The organism is Xenococcus sp. PCC 7305, from assembly GCF_000332055.1.
In the GTDB taxonomy this organism is placed as follows: Bacteria; Cyanobacteriota; Cyanobacteriia; order Cyanobacteriales; family Xenococcaceae; genus Xenococcus.
This window is the reverse complement of sequence record NZ_ALVZ01000230.1, coordinates 40,650-58,117: the sequence shown is the minus strand read 5'-3', so window position 1 is coordinate 58,117 and position 17,468 is coordinate 40,650. Positions and strand designations below refer to the sequence as shown.

13 protein-coding genes are annotated in these 17,468 nt (G+C 40.1%); 4 read left to right on the top strand and 9 right to left on the bottom strand.

Annotated features, from left to right (window positions below):
* The first annotated feature begins 5 nt into the window (after positions 1-5).
* The 3 genes from hypD (at position 6) to XEN7305_RS23875 (ending at position 4,148) form a co-directional block, all read left to right on the top strand.
* On the top strand, positions 6-1,103 hold the full coding sequence (gene hypD, locus XEN7305_RS23885; protein ID WP_006512115.1) for a hydrogenase formation protein HypD: 1,098 nt from the start codon (positions 6-8) through the stop codon (positions 1,101-1,103).
* Positions 1,104-1,116: 13 nt separating this feature from the next.
* Positions 1,117-2,163: a hydrogenase expression/formation protein HypE gene (gene hypE, locus XEN7305_RS23880; RefSeq protein ID WP_006512114.1), complete on the top strand. Its 1,047-nt coding sequence runs from the start codon at positions 1,117-1,119 to the stop codon at positions 2,161-2,163.
* Positions 2,164-3,533: 1,370 nt separating this feature from the next.
* Positions 3,534-4,148: a hypothetical protein gene (locus XEN7305_RS23875; protein WP_006512113.1), complete on the top strand. Its 615-nt coding sequence runs from the start codon at positions 3,534-3,536 to the stop codon at positions 4,146-4,148.
* A gap of 68 nt (positions 4,149-4,216) precedes the next feature.
* Here the strand turns inward: XEN7305_RS23875 and XEN7305_RS23870 are convergent, their stop codons facing one another.
* From XEN7305_RS23870 to XEN7305_RS23845, 6 genes are all read right to left on the bottom strand, one after another.
* Complete coding sequence (locus XEN7305_RS23870) at positions 4,217-4,633, bottom strand: hypothetical protein (protein ID WP_006512112.1); 417 nt, start codon at positions 4,631-4,633, stop codon at positions 4,217-4,219.
* Between the two features lie 65 nt (positions 4,634-4,698).
* Positions 4,699-5,472, bottom strand: a complete 774-nt coding sequence (locus tag XEN7305_RS23865; protein ID WP_006512111.1) for a DUF364 domain-containing protein — start codon at positions 5,470-5,472, stop codon at positions 4,699-4,701.
* Between the two features lie 142 nt (positions 5,473-5,614).
* Positions 5,615-5,911: a 2Fe-2S iron-sulfur cluster-binding protein gene (locus XEN7305_RS23860; RefSeq protein WP_006512110.1), complete on the bottom strand. Its 297-nt coding sequence runs from the start codon at positions 5,909-5,911 to the stop codon at positions 5,615-5,617.
* Between the two features lie 49 nt (positions 5,912-5,960).
* Positions 5,961-6,602 carry a hypothetical protein gene (locus XEN7305_RS23855; RefSeq protein WP_006512109.1) on the bottom strand — a complete coding sequence of 214 codons (642 nt, stop codon included), beginning with the start codon at positions 6,600-6,602 and terminating at the stop codon, positions 5,961-5,963.
* Between the two features lie 28 nt (positions 6,603-6,630).
* Positions 6,631-6,975 carry a hypothetical protein gene (locus tag XEN7305_RS23850; protein ID WP_006512108.1) on the bottom strand — a complete coding sequence of 115 codons (345 nt, stop codon included), beginning with the start codon at positions 6,973-6,975 and terminating at the stop codon, positions 6,631-6,633.
* Positions 6,976-7,016: 41 nt separating this feature from the next.
* Complete coding sequence (locus XEN7305_RS23845) at positions 7,017-7,748, bottom strand: dinitrogenase iron-molybdenum cofactor biosynthesis protein (RefSeq protein WP_006512107.1); 732 nt, start codon at positions 7,746-7,748, stop codon at positions 7,017-7,019.
* Positions 7,749-8,310: 562 nt separating this feature from the next.
* Between XEN7305_RS23845 and XEN7305_RS27080 the strand changes: the two genes are divergently transcribed.
* Positions 8,311-13,905: a non-ribosomal peptide synthetase gene (locus XEN7305_RS27080; RefSeq protein ID WP_006512106.1), complete on the top strand. Its 5,595-nt coding sequence runs from the start codon at positions 8,311-8,313 to the stop codon at positions 13,903-13,905.
* Between the two features lie 58 nt (positions 13,906-13,963).
* On the opposite strand, the gene XEN7305_RS23835 is transcribed toward XEN7305_RS27080, so the two are convergent.
* The 3 genes from XEN7305_RS23835 to XEN7305_RS23825 all read right to left on the bottom strand — a co-directional run bounded on the left by XEN7305_RS23835 (position 13,964) and on the right by XEN7305_RS23825 (position 17,111).
* Positions 13,964-15,034, bottom strand: a complete 1,071-nt coding sequence (locus tag XEN7305_RS23835) for a TIGR03032 family protein (protein WP_006512105.1) — start codon at positions 15,032-15,034, stop codon at positions 13,964-13,966.
* 236 nt (positions 15,035-15,270) lie between these two features.
* On the bottom strand, positions 15,271-16,371 hold the full coding sequence (gcvT, locus tag XEN7305_RS23830; protein ID WP_006512104.1) for a glycine cleavage system aminomethyltransferase GcvT: 1,101 nt from the start codon (positions 16,369-16,371) through the stop codon (positions 15,271-15,273).
* Positions 16,372-16,583: 212 nt separating this feature from the next.
* The gene (locus tag XEN7305_RS23825) at positions 16,584-17,111 is read right to left on the bottom strand and encodes a GNAT family N-acetyltransferase (protein WP_006512103.1); all 528 of its coding nucleotides are present in this window, start codon (positions 17,109-17,111) and stop codon (positions 16,584-16,586) included.
* Positions 17,112-17,468 lie beyond the last annotated feature (357 nt).

Here is a 17,468-nt window from a genome sequence, read left to right as displayed (position 1 = left end):
GATTTATGAAATTTGTTGATGAATATCGCGATGCTAAGATAGCCGATCAATATGTCAAAGCGATCGCACAAATAACCACTCGTCCTTGGCAAATTATGGAAATTTGTGGTGGACAAACTCATTCTATTGTTAAATATGGCATCGACGAATTATTACCTCAGTCCATCACCTTAATTCATGGCCCTGGTTGTCCTGTTTGCGTTACTCCCGTAGATTTAATTGATAAGGCGATCGCTCTGGCCTCTCGTCGGGAGGTTATTTTTTGCTCCTTTGGAGATATGCTAAGAGTTCCTGGTAGTCAAAGCCAAGATTTGCGATCAGTTAAAGCAATGGGTGGAGATATCCGAATTGTCTATTCTCCTTTAGATGCAGTTAAGATTGCTGGCAAAAACCCAGACAGACAGATTATTTTTTTCGCAGTGGGGTTTGAAACGACCGTTCCCACAACAGCAATGGCAGTATATCAAGCCGAGAAATTAGGAATTAAGAACTTTTTTCTGTTAGTAGCTCACGTCCTCGTTTCCCCAGGAATGGAACTGATTTTATCTTCTCCTGATAACTGTGTTCAAGGATTTTTAGCTGCTGGTCATGTTTGCACGATAACGGGATATAGAGAATACAATGAGATCGCCCAAAAATATCAGATACCTATTGTAGTAACTGGATTTGAACCCCTAGACATTCTTCAGGGAATTTATATGTGCGTTAAACAATTAGAAGCAGATACAACAGAAGTGGAAAATCAGTATAGTCGTTCTGTTAGTTTTGAGGGGAACAAGACTGCACAAAAATTAGTTGCAGAAGTATTTGCCACTGCTCATCGTCAATGGCGTGGCATTGGTCTTATTCCCCATAGTGGCTTGAGATTGCAAGAATCATACAGTCAATTTGATGCCTTAAACAAATTTAAGCTGGAAAAGGGAACAACATCAGAATCTTTAGATTGTATCAGTGGATTAATTCTTCAGGGAATTAAAAAACCCCATCAATGTTCAGCTTTTGGCAAACATTGTACTCCTGAAAAGCCTTTGGGTGCGCCCATGGTTTCTTCTGAGGGTGCTTGCGCTGCTTACTATCGTTATCGACAGTTAGCTAAAGATTAGACAGGCCAATATTATGAACGATCACCAAAATTTTAATCTCACTTGTCCGATTTCTTTGCAAAAATATCCTCATATTCTGCTAGCCCATGGTGGTGGGGGCCGGTTGATGCAGCAATTGATCCAAATGTTTTTAACGGCTTTTGGAACAGCAAATACAATTCAACATGATGCAGCAACGCTACAGCTTGCAGGCAACAAAATAGCTTTTACCACCGATTCTTATGTGGTTAATCCTTTGTTTTTTCCTGGTGGAGACATTGGTTCTTTAGCAGTTAATGGTACGGTAAATGATCTGGCAATGTCGGGAGCACGTCCGCTTTATCTCAGCACAAGTTTTATCTTAGAAGAAGGATTATCAATAGAAACTTTGTGGCAAATAGTACAGTCGATGCAGCAAGCAGCAGTCATCGCTAAGGTACAGATTGTGACTGGAGATACTAAAGTAGTGGACAAAGGCAAAGGTGATGGTATTTTCATTAATACTACTGGAGTCGGGATTATCGAACATAATCAGGCGATCTCTCCTCAGTCCGTACAACCAGGAGATTTATTGCTACTCAATGGGGATTTGGCACGACATGGGATCGCTATTATGGCAGTCAGAGAAGGATTAGAATTTGAAACCACTATTGAAAGCGACTCTGCACCTTTAGCCGATTTAGTTTTAGAGTTACTCGCAGCCGACATTGAAATTCATTGTCTGCGGGATTTGACTCGCGGTGGCTTAGCCAGTGTCTTAAACGAAATTGCTGCTGCTGCTCAGGTCGGCATCGAAATTGATGAGAATTCGATTCTTGTGAGAGAAGATGTGCAGGGAGCTTGTGAAATAGTGGGTTTCGATCCTCTTTATGTTGCCAACGAAGGTAGGTTTGTCGCTTTCATTCCCCAAAAAGATCGCGATCGCGCTTTGGATATTATGCGCTCCCATTTCGATAACAATGCAGAAATTATTGGTCAAGTTGTTCGAGATAACAACTCTTTAGTAGTTCTCAAAAGTAAAATTGGTTCAAGGCGTATTGTAGATATGCAAAGCGGAGAACAATTACCCAGAATTTGTTGATTTAGTGATACGACTTGGAAGGTTTCTAAGTAAAAACAGAAAAAAACATTTATGAGGGCATAATTACCTCCAGAACTTGTTCTATAGATTTCCCTTGGGCAAATAAGTTGTGAGTTAGTTCAAGATAAGTTGTACAAAGCCGATGAGAATCGAATCTATCGAGCAAGAGTTGATTGACGGTACGAAAACGATTTTAACTATAGTAATATAGTAACCCTCCATCAAGTTAACAGACCCTGCGTGCTATCAAGACTCATAATTGATAGTTTAGTAAAACCGGGAATTGATAACTATCTTGAGCTGCTTGGCTCAGGGAGTGTATGGGAAGTAGTTTGGGCTGAGCCAAAACTAACTATCGAGCAGACGAGGAAACTAATTGGTCAAGGGATCAGCTTCGCTGGCACTGCGTGATCGCACCATCTGCTCAATCACCCAAATAATTGAAAATTTGAGGAAAACCAAGATGAACCAGAAAACAACAGATGTGCAACAGCCTACTGAAAGCATTATTCAATCATCTTTTAAACTTATATAGATCGAGATCATCCAGAAATCTATTGGATTTTTTCAACATCATCTCAATCGAAAGAGCGTTTTTACTTTGAATATAATCTCAATGAAAGGATTAAAGGTTGTTGGTTTTCAATTATCCCTAAATATTTGTTGAAACGTCAGCAAGTTCATTACGCTCCTTTGTACTACACTCGCTCCGAAGCAGAAACGAGAAAGATTGATGGTAATTTTGCTGTTGTGGAACTAATTTGGGAAGAAATTAAGGTATAAATATTTCTGAGTTGTAACTATAGACTTTCTTAAATTAGCGAGAGACGTAAAACTGTGTTCTTTATGGCTTTTATACAACTTGTTTTTAGTTAAATAAAAATTAATTTGTATTGTAATTGGCTGTTTCGCTTTTCTATTATTAGTATTGTTAAATTGTAGAGAACACAAATATTCTCCTAAATAGTTTCTATTTCTTATCCTTGAGTATTACCTTAATACTTGTGATAGAAAGAAACGGTTAAGATTTTGAAAAAAAAAGACTTCTATCTAATTAATTTGCCATATTTTCTGGCAAGGGTTGCAATCTCCTAACTCTGGCAGAATATGAGATTGATATGGAAAGATTGTTTTTTATAACTTAAAAAAAAGTCTAAGTTATTAAGGGCTTAAGTTTGGTAACACTAAGCTCTTTTTTTTATGCTCTTCGCTTTTTCTTCTCTCTTATAAATCGTGTCAAAAACACCTCGATTCACGGGTAAAATTGAGTTTCAAATTTAGAAAGGTATTAATGCTATCTATTTTTGGCTAATGACAATTAGTCATAGTCAAGCTGTCAACCTTTAACCTAAATCCGAGGACAACTTATCATGGTTACTTCCAAGACATTAAATCCCAGTTTCCTAAGAGATGCGTTTGTATCTTATGCCAAATATAATTCTCCAAAAGAACAAGCAATCCAACAGGATGCTTTGCAATGGCTGCAAAATAATATTGAATCAAATATTGATGATGGAACAGCAATTATCGAACAGTTCACGAGCAAATGGCGTCCGGGATGGCAGGGATTAAACAATCCCCAAGAATCCCCCATTGAATTTAAAAATTTACCTGGTTCCTATAAAGGCTCAAATTCAATAAGTCCCCACCAAGAAGAAGCTCTAGCTTTTGTCCACGAAGCGATTCCGCAAAATTTAAAAGATGGCTTTGAAAAACGTTGGCAGATCAACCGAAAGTTGCAGGTTACTAGTTCTTCTGGTACGGCCTTTATGGTTAGTGAGGATGGAATAGATGTTTTAAAGGAACAAGATCCTGAGGGGAATGGCACAGCTTGGTATCAAGTAGAGGAAAAGCAAACTTATTACTTGATTTCTCATGAAAAAAAAGATGACCTCTATATAGTGGTCTTAAAAGAACCAATTAGTCCCCAAAATCTTGATACATGGTTCGTAACTTCAGCAGATGTAGAAATATCTAAGGTTTAATTACTGTGGGGGTGTATCGCGATGCGCCCCTAAGTCAATGGTTTGTTCTTTCCCAGAAACAACTTTGATTAGTCCATCAAAAATGAATAAACCAAGCCCAATAATTTTAATTCGACTGGGGGAAAGGTGCGAGCATCAACAATAGGAATAAACTTGCCGCCTAGATGTTTTAGTTGTTCGCGAGGAGGATCGACCGTCGTGAAACGAGCCAAATAGATATTGATCGCTAAATCTCCACTCTCTGCGATCGCCATAAATGTTTTTTCCATCTCTAGAATATCGCTAGATAGTTTCCATCGTTCCTTAAGACTGGGAATTAAGGTTTCTGGATAGTCAATAACTCGATCTCCTTCAATACAGCTGTCAACTATTTTTGACTCAGCAGGTAAACCATTACAATGACAAACCGAACCATTTAAGGCAAAAAATAGAATACGTGCACTGGCAGCTTGCTTGTGATAGATAATTAAGCGTTTGTTATCCAAAATCTTGACCTCTGTTGATAGTAATACTTATTACTTATTACTTATTACTTATTACTTATTACTTATTACTTATTACTTATTACTTCTTTCGACAGTTCCAAAACTCGATACTGAATGCCCGTTTCAAAAATCCTCACCCCACCACCTTCGGCAACAGTTTGTCTCAAGGCAGAGGAATTAGTTACTGCAACTCCTGCTAAATAATCGATTCCCATGTCTGCCAAATCGGGTAACCAAGGAACAGTCGGGCCCATCAAGACCAATTTGGCATTTTGGGACAGTTCCACCAAACGAGGAAAAGTTTTATTGGGAATGGAAGTCGCTGTAAGAAAAACCCAATCGGCTTCGGGTAAGATGTATTCCGCAGCCGGATCGGGCAAATCTTGAAAATTTGGTTTGCGTTCAATGACAGTCATTGAGACTTCTTGTTCGTAACGAGATAACCCAGGATAGCGACCAATAACCGCCACCTTTTGCCCCCGAATCAACGGCAGAAAATGCTCAAAAACTGCTAAATTGGAGGAACCTGGAAGAGATATCGGCTCTGCTTTAGCAGGTAAATCAGAACTAGAATTAATCGCCGCATTAATCACTGCCATGCCTACTGTGGCTTGATAATTGTCCCAAGAACGAATCCACAGCGACAATTCATTACATGGGCGATCCACTAAAGTTCCTGACCAAGGCAAGGTGCGGGTGGGAATAGCTGGACTCATACATAAACCAACTCCTTCTGCATTACATAAGGTCCAAGTTAAACCAATAATGATTTCTCTGATTTTAGTTTCTGTGTGACTAGAATCTAACAAAAGATTGTAGATTTCTCTGGGGCTAATCATCTTCTATAAAGTCAGTTCGACGAATTTTTTTTGGATTAAATTTCCCAAGTTGAACAACAAAGTAATAGGCTTTTTCCCAAATCCCCAAATCCCCAAATCCTTATTCACAACTAGTAAATTTTATACTCATCGAACTCACATTTTATAGGTAAGAATCTAGATCGACCTCAATAGTGCAATCAGAAGTGGGTTTAGCCACACAAGTTAAAATATACCCTTCAGCAATTTGTTTATCACTTAAAAACATTTGTTCTGATTGATCCACTGTGCCAGAGACAATCTTGCCCTGACAAGTAGCGCAAGCACCGACCACGCATTCAAAGGGAACTTTGATCCCGGCCTCCGCAGCTTCCCCAAGAATATACTCATCATCGGGAACTGCAATAGTTTGCTGAAAATTTTTACTGTAATTAATTAAAGTCACATTATGAGTAGCCATGCCTGATTCCTAATAAAAAGCATTCATAAATTGTAAAGATGAACAACCATTAACATCCGGCAAATCCTGTAGCCGCTAAATAGATGTTATGCCAAGAAGGCTGTCTATAGTCTTGATTAAAAGCTTGGTCGACATATCTAACTATTTGGGGCAGTTCTTCACTGGGAAGCTCTCCTGCAAGAAATAAATTCAGCTTGTCTTCCAAACCTTCGGGATATTCCCGAATAATGGGATGTTTGATCATAATCGATTGATATTCCCCAAGCTCAGAATCCACAATCAGATCGAGACTTAGAACTCCTAGGGGACGAATAAACATCCCTGTGGCGACAATTTTAAAGTCGGATGCCAACTTTTGCTGTTGCAGTACCACAACAAAATGTGCACCTCGGGGAATTTTATAGGGTAATTGACTAGGATTCTGAACTGGCTGTACTTCGACGTTGTAACCTTTGGTTAAACCTGCTTCTAAAGTAATGTTTTCGTACTCTTGATCGGGGTGCGGTAAATAGATCGTAAACTGATGGAGATCCAACCAAGGATTATAAACCGTTTCGTCTCTTTCTCCCTGCCATTGGTTATATTTTTGGCGCATTTCCTGACCAACATGACTCTCTTGATTGCAAATATTGATCAAAGAGATGTTGAGGACGCATTGCTCAAATTTATTAATCGCTCCTAAGACTTGCATAATTTTTAATTGTTAGTGGTTAGTAGTTTTAATCTTCATCCAAGGCAGGAAATGATTCTTCAATCTCCCATAAAACACTTTTGTGCGCGATAAACCAACTACGAGTTTCTGGAGTTAATTCATCCCAAACTAGGTCAATTTCGACATGAGGAGATTCATATTGATATTTCTCCCCTAGCGATCGCAAATTGCTGGCAACCTTTCTCGGAATACCAAAACTTAACCAATCAACCTCAACTATCTTCCCTGATACTCCCCCACTAGGATCGTAAATCAGTTGAGCAACACGAACCAAATCCGCAAAATGGGTTGGTCTTAGCCCAGTTATCCGCTGAATTTCGAGGATACGCTCTTTATTTTGTTTGATGGTCATAATGCGTTCTTTGTCTTGAGTAACCAATGGCTCATAGCTAACTAACTAACAGCCGTATAATTTTTCACCCTTTTACCTGTACCGACTCCTAGAATCTTGGCTAACCAGGGTGGAGGAGAAGTCGCGATCGCATTTTGTAAGTCTGCCAATATTTCTCTGATCGCACCACCTTTTTCTATTTTCATAGGATAGATATAGGCTTGAATAACTTTCGCCGCAGCCGGGCCACCGATGGATGAAACATAGAGAATTGGACAATCCTTAATTAAATTGACTCGGAATTGATTTTTATCTTCACTAAGATCGGCCTCTATTGCCGAGCGGACAGCGATCAATCTAATTTCATCTACTGATAGCTGATAAATTAGGTAGCGATGACAAGAACCAAAATGCCCGTCCAACTGTTCCCCCGTATTAGATGCCACGGCAATTCTAATCGAGTTGGGCATATCTCCTTCTTGATATGGTTTGATCGGCAATTCTTGCTCGCATTGACCTTTTTCTCCCCACAATATTCTTACTGCTTCTTTAAAATTTGCTATATCGCTATTGTCGGCATCTTCGCCTTCCCATTCGCTATCAACTTCATAAATATTGCCAAAAGACCTTTTTAATTGGGTGACTGTAAGATTACCAAGAGTTTCTTCGGTAATTTCATAGTCAAGATTGGTTTGTAGAGCTTCGATTAAATCTTTGACGGATGTATTAGGCAATACCTTAGCGGCTAAGGCAATCCTCAGCGCGACTTCATTAGAAATAGGCTGTGCACTCATAATATTCTATCTGGGTTTGTTATCAATTACCAATCATTGATTTATACCAGACCGCTTGAAAAATAAGAGTTTGAGCCATTTGCATTAATATTATTAGGCTTGTACTCAAAGTCTTCAGCCCAATAATTTAAAGGTCTTGAGGGATTTAATTGGGATCGGGATACGAGTATTTTTAATTAGGGTGCAGGTATTTAATAAGGTGGTTTTCGAGTTTTAGATCTAGAGTCGAAAATCACATAGGTTTGATTTGGTATCTTATTGACTACCACAATGCATTATTACTTGTTTAGCATTACCTATTCTTTATTTGTTGTGTCAAGAGATTGTTTATTTTATTTATTTCCCTGCTCGGTAAAGTTACAAGCTAATCTTTATTTTTTGCATTGTCAAACTTATCTAATGAATTTTAAGCTATTTTCAATATTTTAAAGCTCCTTTGTTATTCTTTGACATGGAATATTTTTCTGGATAAAATCGATATCTAAAAACTTCGATCTCAAATAAATTTATTTTATTTAAGATAAAAAAATTAAAAATAATAATATTATCAACCAATTGACCTATGGAGTTACCTTCTTCAGCAAGACTTAAGTCAAAAGAAAACAAACGCTCTTCCCAAACATCACAACAAGAATTCTGGTCAACTATTCACTCTGTTATTAAGTCTCAACGTCAAGCACCTCCAATTAAACCAATCTCTAGAGAACAAAAAATTCCCCTCTCTTTTGCCCAAGAAAGACTGTGGTTCATTCAACAGTTAGATCCTCAATGCATCGCCTACCAAAGCTTAGTATCCTCAAAACTTATCAGCTCACTCAACATATCTGCCTTAGAACAAAGTTTTAATCAACTAGCAAAACGTCACGAAACCCTACGTACAACCTTTCCCATTGTCGATGGCTCACCAATTCAAGCGATCGCAACCCATCAGGCGTTCAAGTTGCCAATTATCGATCTCTCTCAACTAGACGAAGCCGCAAGAAAAGCTCAAATAGGAGAATATATAAAAGCGGAAGAGACCCAACCTTTCGACCTCACCAAAGAAATATCCTGGCGAGTCAAACTTCTGCATCTCAGCGAGACAGAATATGTCATGCTCCTAGCTATGCATCACATTATCTATGATGGTTGGTCGCGTCCGATCTTTATGCAGGAGCTCAATAAACTTTACCAAGCCTGTGTTAGCAAACAACCTCCCCCTCTCACACCTCTGACCATCCAATATGCCGATGTTGCTTATTGGCAAAGAAACTGGCTGAAAGGAAAAGTTATTGAATCCCATCTTACTTACTGGAAAAAACAACTAGGCGGGGAAATCCCGATTCTCCAACTCCCAAGCGATCGCCCTCGTCCTGCTATTGCAACCTATCAAGGTGCGGTGAAACGTTTCACGATAGCGACCGAACTAAGTAAAGCAATCAAAGCTCTAGGGAAACAAGAAGGCGCAACCTTGTTCATGACCTTGCTAGCAGTCTTTAAAACTCTTCTCTATCGCTACACGGGAGCTCAGGATATTATAGTCGGCACTCCTATTGCCAACCGCAACCGCAAGGAAATTCAAGGAATCATTGGTTTTTTTGCTAACACCTTAGCATTACGCACCAAATTTACAGGGGAGATCACCTTTAGACAATTACTGAGAAAAGTACGTCAAATAGCCCAAGAAGCCTATACCTATCAAGATCTCCCTTTTGAAAAACTGATAGAGGAACTTCGCATAGAACGGAACCTCAACCGTAACCCTTTGTTTGATGTGATGTTCAACCTGGTCAATACTCCTAATTTAGCCGCCACATTAAGCGCAGAGGAAGCAAAGTTTGTCGTTTCTGGATTGGGAAACCTGCCGAAGATTGCCAAATTCGATCTCACCCTATCGATATCCGAAACAGCCCAAGGACTTAATTGCCTATTTCAATATAGTAGTGATCTCTTTGACGCTGCGACAATTACTAGAATGCTGGGTCATTTTCAAACTTTATTGCAAGCAATAGTGGCCAACCCCGAACAACGCCTAGTTGATTTGCCTCTTGTCACCCCCTCCGAACGCCAGCAATTACTGACAGGGTGGAACCAAACCGTAGAAACTTTACCTCAAGAGCTTTGCGTCCATAAGTTATGGGAAGCTCAAGTTGCCAAAACTCCCAACGAGATCGCTTTACAATGGCCTAAGTCGATAGCCATCAATGGCGATCGCAGAGAAATAACTTATTTAGAACTCAATAATCGGGCTAATAAACTCGCACATTACCTAAAAAAACTCGGAGTCCAGCCCGAAAGCAAGGTTGGCATTTTTTTAGAGCGATCGCCATTGCTCATAGTCGGCTTATTAGCGATCCTCAAAGGGGGAGGAACTTATGTCCCCTTAGATTCCACCTACCCTCGCGATCGCTTAGAGTTTATGTTATTCGATGCTGAGGTAGAAGTTCTTTTAACTCAAGAAAAATTATCCGCAGATTTGCCATGCCATAAGAGCAATCTAGTCTTTTTAGATAGTCATTGGGAAAGTATAGACCGAGAAAGTGCAGATAACCCAAAAAATATAGCAACCCTAACCAACTTAGCCTATATCATCTATACCTCTGGTTCGACAGGAAAGCCCAAAGGTGTCGCGATGGAACATCGCAGCCTAAGCAATCTCATTTACTGGCAAAATCATCGGCAACCATTACCTCGCAAAACTTTACAATTTGCCCCCATAAGTTTCGATGTTTCCCTACAGGAAATCTTTGCTAGCCTCTGTTCTGGAGGGACTTTGGTATTGACAACCGAATCCATTCGCAAAGATCCAGATGCTTTGTGGCAGATACTTGTAGAAGAGGCGATCGAAAGAATATTTTTGCCTTTTATTGCCCTACAGCAACTAGCAGAAGTCAGTGCGCGATCTCCTATTATCCCGACAAATCTGCAAGAAGTTATTACTGCCGGAGAACAGCTCCAGATCACCTCTGCGATCGCTAAATTATTTACTCGTCTATCCCATTGCCGCCTCAGTAATCATTACGGCCCATCAGAAACCCATGTAGCAACAGCATATACTTTGGGTGATCCGGTAACCAGTTGGTCGAATCTACCACCAATTGGGCGGGCGATCGCGAATACCCAGATTTACATCTTAGACCCGCAGCTTCAACCAGTTCCCATAGGAGTTTCTGGAGAACTTTACATCGGAGGATCTAGTTTAGCCAGAGGTTATCTCAACCGTCCAGACTCAAATCAAGAGAAATTTATTGTCAATCCCTTCGATAATTCGGTACGACTTTACAAAACTGGGGACTTGGCTCGTTATTTGCGAGATGGCAACATTGAATTCTTGGGTAGAATCGATAATCAAGTGAAAATTCGCGGCTATCGTATCGAACCAGGAGAAATCGAAACCATCCTGACACAACATTCCCATATAGAGGAAAGTATCGTATTAGTCCGCGAAGATTGCCCCGGAGATAAACGCCTAATCGCCTATATTATCCCCACCCAAGAACAGGTTCCTTCTCTAGAAGAACTACGGGGTTTCTTGAGGCAGAAGCTCCCCAATTATATGATTCCCTCTGCTCTAGTTCCTCTAGAAGCAATGCCTTTAACCCCTAGTGGCAAAGTAGATCGTCGTGCACTAGCCAAAGTTAACCTAGTCAGGCAAACAGCGGCAGAAACTTATGTCGCACCTCGCAACTCTACAGAACAAAAACTAGCAGAAATTTGGGCAAAAATATTATGGTTAGATCATGAAGTCGGCATCTATGATAACTTCTTCGACCTTGGGGGACATTCCCTCTTATCTGTGCGTCTGATAGCAGAAATTGAACAGGTATTTAAGAGAAAAGTACCTCTGGCTGCACTCTTTCAATTGGGTACGATTGCCGAGCTTGCTAAGATACTCGATCAAGAAATAGTAACAACCGCTAAAAAATCACTAACATCTACACAAGTAGAAAAACATCCAGAACTGAGTGAGGAACTTTATCATCAATTACTAGCCTACACTGCTGGATGGCAGGGCAAAAGAGTCCAGCCAAACTCTTTGATCATCGGTCTGAACACTAAGGGTCAAGCCCAACCTCTTTTTTGGTGCCTACAGGGTTTTCGAGAATTATCCCAACTGGCAAAGTATTTAGGAGCAGACCGACCGACCTATGGGATGAGATCGGGTCATCTCTTGATGAAATATACTCCAGATAACATCAAAGCTTTGGCAAGTCACTATGTTGCAGAGATTTTAACTATAGACCCTAATGGGCCCTATCTCTTGGGCGGCAACTGTCAAAGTACCTTGATTATCTTTGAAATTGCCCAGCAACTCCAACGCCAAGGAAAACAGATAACTCTATTATGTTTACTAGAAAGGTTTATCCCCCAAATCTATACAGGCAGAGTGTCTCTATTTTTTGGTCGCGACAGCCATCTCAACCCTTATAAATATTTCCAAAAGCCAGAACTCGGCTGGCACAAATTTTATACAGGAGAATTATCCGTTGACTTGCTTCCTTGCAGTCATGGGCAGTATTTCAGTGAACCCAATATTCAATTGCTTACCAAAAAATTACATTCCTATATTGAGGAAGCATCATTGGCGGCTACCCCGCAGTTTTTACCAAGGAGAGCATATCAAGCACAGATGATTTTCCCTAAATTGACCAATTTTGCAACTGGAAAATCAGTTGCCATTCCCGTAACAGTCAAGAATATTAGCCCAGTTTTATGGCAAGAAACTCAAATTAGTGGCATCACTCTAGGTAATCATTGGCTAGATGAGAAGGGGAATCTCATTCAATGGTCTGATGGGAGAGTAGACTTATCCCAGGATTTGCCTCCAGGAGAGGAAATTGAACTATCTTTGACTGTAACCGCACCGTTAACAGAGGGTCGTTACTTGTTAGAACTGGATCTGGTCGAAGAAGGAGTAACCTGGTTTAAGCAGAAGGGTTCTACCACAACAATTGTCCCAGTCGAGGTGGTTAACGCTATTAGATCGCAACCAGAAAATGCTGCTGTTTATCTTGGCCGGGGTAACTCTCAGTTTGAGAAAGGAGATATGGCAAGAGCTATTATTAGCTATCAAAAAGCGATCGCAGTTGATCCTCAACAATCTGCTGCCCTCTATCAAAACCTGGGGATTGCCTTGGCTGATCAGGAAAATTTATCCGCAGCGATAGTTGCGTACAAAAAAGCTCTAGAGTTGGAGACGAGTAATGGTGAACTTTATTTTTTGCTAGGAAAAGCCCAGACGAAACAGAATAATTTTGCTGAAGCAGTAACCAACTATCAAAAAGCGATCGCACTCGAACCAGCAAATTTTTGGTTTTACCAAGATTTGGCATTGGCACTAAATAGATTGAATCAGACAGAAGAAGTTATCAAAATTTGTCTTGAAGCTATCAAGTTAGATCCCCATAACCCTGAGCTTCATTGCCAATTAGGCTCTGCTCAGATCAGGAGTGGTCAGACAGAAGCCGGAGTTCAAAGTTACGATATGGCGATCGCATTAAATGTCAATCAATCGGCAAATTATTATAAAAAACTGGGCAATGATCATAGTCAGCAGCAGAATTTTCCGGCGGCCAGACAAGCTTATCTTGATTCTTTAGCCATCAATCCCCGACAATACCCAGTATGTATGGCTCTGGGAAACACTTTATCTAGAATGGAGCAGCCAGAAGAAGCGATCGCCTTTTTTCAGCAAGCTCTAGAGCTAGACCCCAAATCCGATAAAGCTTATAACAGCTTGGGCAATGCGCAACGTAAGCAGGGCGACCTAGAGAGCTCAATAAATTCTTATTATCGCTCTTTAAAATTGAATCCTCAGCAGTTTAATGTCTATAAAGTTCTGACTACTATACTAAATCAATTAGATCGTTTCCCAGAAGCGATAGCCATATCTCAAGAGGCAGTTACCTTGGGGCCCAATCAGCCCGATATTTATTCTTTATTAGGTGATGCTCAGCGCAAAAATGGTGATTTACTGGCAGCTATATCTAGTTATCAAAAAGCAATTGTCTTAAATCCTAAGCACCCATTTGGAATCTATAAAAACTTGGGAGACGCGTTGAGCAAAGAAGGGAAAGTAGCAGAAGCGATAACCGCTTACCAAAGCGCTCTTAGGTTACAACCAAATCATAAGGCTGTCCAGCAAAGTTTAGCTAGCCTAAAACACCATGCAACTTAGGCAAAGTGAGGATTTCCAGAGAAATCGCTCTAGTTACCAAAGGCGATCGCATATTTTTCTACCCTTCTAAACCCTTCAAAGGATCTAGAGTTAACAAACGACTAATCTCATCATTCTGAAACCCGATCGCCATTGGCCTGGTGACTTCAGGCAAAACCTGTACATCATAAAGCTCACTAATGATCCCCTCCAACCTTAACCAATCAACGATCGCGCCAGTCCCCAGATCAATCACCATCAACCCACAACGAGCTTCCACATCCTCTTTCTGCAATCTTTCCTGTAAAGCCAAACCGGAAAAAGTTTGATCTCTCGGTTTCGATAAACCAATAATTGCCCAATTCTTCCAAAAAGCTAAACCTCGCATATAACCAGGACAAAAGGCGATCGCCTCAAATTCCCCTGATGCCAAATCAATAAAACCAAATTCTCCTGTCCCAGAATTCAGCAACCATAACTTTTCTTGATACCAACGAGGAGAATGGGGCATCGATAATCCCGTAGTGATCGGCTCCTTGGAAGCGACATCAATTACACAACCGCCTTTGCGACGTTTTTCGCGCCAACCATCAAAAATATCCGTGCGGCTACAAGCCGTGACATATCCTGGCTTCCCATTCACCATTGCTAAACCATTAAGATGACAACGATCTTCATTGATAATTTTAGAAATAAAACGCGGATGCCACAGCGGAGTACAGCTATTGCGATCGCTGACTGTGGCTAAACAATTGAGACGAGTCGCCACGAAAATAATTTGTCCTTGGCTATCAACTGTCAAATCATGAACATCGAGATCTCCTGTGGTATAACCAATCCGAGGAATATAAAGCTTGTCATAACCATCATAAATCTGACCAGGCTCTAGAGCATTATCCATTTGCCAGATTTGATAACGAGTCGCCAGATACAGCCGATTTTTATTGACTGCATACATGCCCATGGCACGATTAAATAATCTTTCAAAACCCGAAAATTTCCCTTTGTCATCGGTGCCAACTAGCATCAAACGAGAAGATTGATAGGTTGTAAAACCTAGGGAAATATTTTGCGATCGCAACCAACTTAAAAAACTCCGAGAACAGGAAACACCCAGAGAAGGTGATGGTTTAGCTAAAGTTGTATTCATATAAAAAATTCAGTATATTTATCACTGTATTTTATCTGTCATTTTAATAATGGAAGATAAATTAATTGCCAATAAAATCTGATTTTTATAAAGTTACGATTAACTAGAGAAAGAATATATTAATATGCGATTACAACCTACAAATTTGCTTTCAAAAAAGATTAAAATCCCTTAGTATGATTTCCTAAGAGAAAAAACCAATGTAGAGAAACATTGATTTTTCCAGAGAAGTTTTTTTAGTTTCCAGAACGATAAAAGGGCTTTTTTACAACTGTTGCCGGATAATTTTTACCCCGAATTTCTACTTCCAATTCCTGTCCTACTTTACTTAGAGATTTGGGTACATAGGCTAGCGCGATCGCTTGACCCAAAGTAGGCGATGATGTGCCACTTGTAACAATTCCCACTTGCTCTTGTTCAAAAATCACTGGGTAATCGTGGCGAGCAATATGTTTGCCCTGCATGGCAAGTCCTACTAAACGACGCTTTAAGCCCGAAGCTTTTTGTTCTTCTAAAACCGATCGCCCAATAAAATCTCCTTTGCTATCAAGATGAACTAACCAACCCAATCCGGCCTCTAGAGGAGTAGTTTTTTCATTAATATCCTGTCCATAAAGACACATAGCCGCTTCCAACCGCAAAGTATCGCGAGCACCTAACCCACAGGGCGTCACTCCCGCAGCTTCTAGCGATCGCCATAATTCTTGACCAGCTTCGGGTTCAATCATCAACTCAAAACCATCTTCACCCGTGTAACCAGTTCTTGCCACAAAAGCGGGTTTGCCAGAAATAGTTACATCTTGATGTCCAAATCTTTTAATAGCAGAAAGATCCTCTGTTACTAGAGTTTGTAGGGTTTTGGTGGCTTCTTTTCCTTGAACGGCAATCAAAACGCGATCGCTAGATAAATCTTCTAAGGTACTCGTCTTGAGATGAGACAAGATCCAATCTTTGTCTTTATCTTTAGTCCCTGCATTAACTATCAAGACACCCTTTTGTTCACCTGTCTCCGTTTCACCTTGATCGTAAAAGATAATATCGTCAATAATTCCGCCTTGCTCATTAAGTAATACAGTATATTGAGCCTGCCCAGTTTTTAATCTCGATAAATCGGAAGGAACTAGAGCTTGCAGTTCCGCAATTAAATCTTTGCCGACTAGGGTAAATTTCCCCATATGGGAAATATCGAACATTCCTACTGTAGAGCGCACGGCCTGATGTTCTTTTTTTAATCCTGTAAATTGAACTGGCATCTCCCAGCCAGAGAAAGGAACAAAGCGAGCCTTTTGCTCTTTGAGTACATCGTAGAGAGGAGTTCTTAGTAGGTTGCTAGACATGAAATCTGCTTTAACGAAGGTAGTTGAACAAGTCACATTTTGACATACTCCTCGACCTAAAGGTATGGGGATTCTGGGATCAAACAGCAATAGCGCTCAAAGAGTGACTTACATCACCTAATCCAAGAGAAGATGCCCCTTCTCTATACCACCTATTTGATTTTCGACATTTCATGCCTATTGCATTAATTCAAACACTGAGTTAGCAAACTTCACCATAGTTGAGGATCATTGAGAGAATTAACACAGGTTAACCTACTACCCTCAGGAAAAACAGCAGAATTCAATTTCATTGCCTGCCAACCTTCGGGGTACTCAAGCACATAGGGGGGAGTGAAATTTTGAGCAGGTTCTTTCTTAAAGCCGAACCTAGAATAATACTGGGGGTCGCCATAAACAAAAACAATAAATGCACCTAATGAAGAAATAGTATCTAAGCCATGTTTGACAATTTTGGAACCAGCTCCTTGATTTTGGTGAGCTGGTAATACTGCTAATGGGGCTAATATATAACCAAAATGTTTACCAGTACTATCCAAGAAGACTGGGCTAAAGGTTACGTGGCCGATTACAGTATCCTTATATATCGCAACTAATGAGATTATCTTAATTGTTGATTTTTCGTGTAATAAATTCACAGCCAGATCCGAGACCAATTTAGCTTCTGAATCATCGAATGCTTGAAGATGAAGACTTTTAATTCCTTCGGAATCTTTGATATTTGCTTCTCGAATTTGCATCAGTTACTCACTACTTATTAGATGGAAACTTGCTTGATATTTACCCTATAGCAATTCTTATACTCGTGAGGTACAGTAAATCTAAGCTTTCGGGAACAGGGAACGGGGAACAGGGAATGAGGGAACAAGAAAGTGTGCCTCATGACTTTGAGAACCGCCATAAGTAAAACAAAAAGCAGAAACTTTCCGTATATTTGAGCCATATGAAATTGTATCAAAAACTTTTTAGAGCACAACTTGGCAATTTTATGGTCTAGTCAGGACAGGTGTTAGGTATTAGGTAGTAGGTTTTAGGTAAAAAAGTCATATTTTGATTTAGGTCGGAGAATATTTTAGATCTAAAGAACTTTTATGTCT

Coding starts and splice junctions, on each gene's coding strand:
- hypD (WP_006512115.1), top strand. CDS start 6: ATGAAATTTGTTGATGAATATCGCGATGCTAAGATAGCCGATCAATAT.
- hypE (WP_006512114.1), top strand. CDS start 1,117: ATGAACGATCACCAAAATTTTAATCTCACTTGTCCGATTTCTTTGCAA.
- XEN7305_RS23875 (WP_006512113.1), top strand. CDS start 3,534: ATGGTTACTTCCAAGACATTAAATCCCAGTTTCCTAAGAGATGCGTTT.
- XEN7305_RS23865 (WP_006512111.1), bottom strand. CDS start 5,472: ATGATTAGCCCCAGAGAAATCTACAATCTTTTGTTAGATTCTAGTCAC.
- XEN7305_RS23860 (WP_006512110.1), bottom strand. CDS start 5,911: ATGGCTACTCATAATGTGACTTTAATTAATTACAGTAAAAATTTTCAG.
- XEN7305_RS23855 (WP_006512109.1), bottom strand. CDS start 6,602: ATGCAAGTCTTAGGAGCGATTAATAAATTTGAGCAATGCGTCCTCAAC.
- XEN7305_RS23850 (WP_006512108.1), bottom strand. CDS start 6,975: ATGACCATCAAACAAAATAAAGAGCGTATCCTCGAAATTCAGCGGATA.
- XEN7305_RS23845 (WP_006512107.1), bottom strand. CDS start 7,748: ATGAGTGCACAGCCTATTTCTAATGAAGTCGCGCTGAGGATTGCCTTA.
- XEN7305_RS27080 (WP_006512106.1), top strand. CDS start 8,311: ATGGAGTTACCTTCTTCAGCAAGACTTAAGTCAAAAGAAAACAAACGC.
- XEN7305_RS23835 (WP_006512105.1), bottom strand. CDS start 15,034: ATGAATACAACTTTAGCTAAACCATCACCTTCTCTGGGTGTTTCCTGT.
- gcvT (WP_006512104.1), bottom strand. CDS start 16,371: ATGTCTAGCAACCTACTAAGAACTCCTCTCTACGATGTACTCAAAGAG.
- XEN7305_RS23825 (WP_006512103.1), bottom strand. CDS start 17,111: ATGCAAATTCGAGAAGCAAATATCAAAGATTCCGAAGGAATTAAAAGT.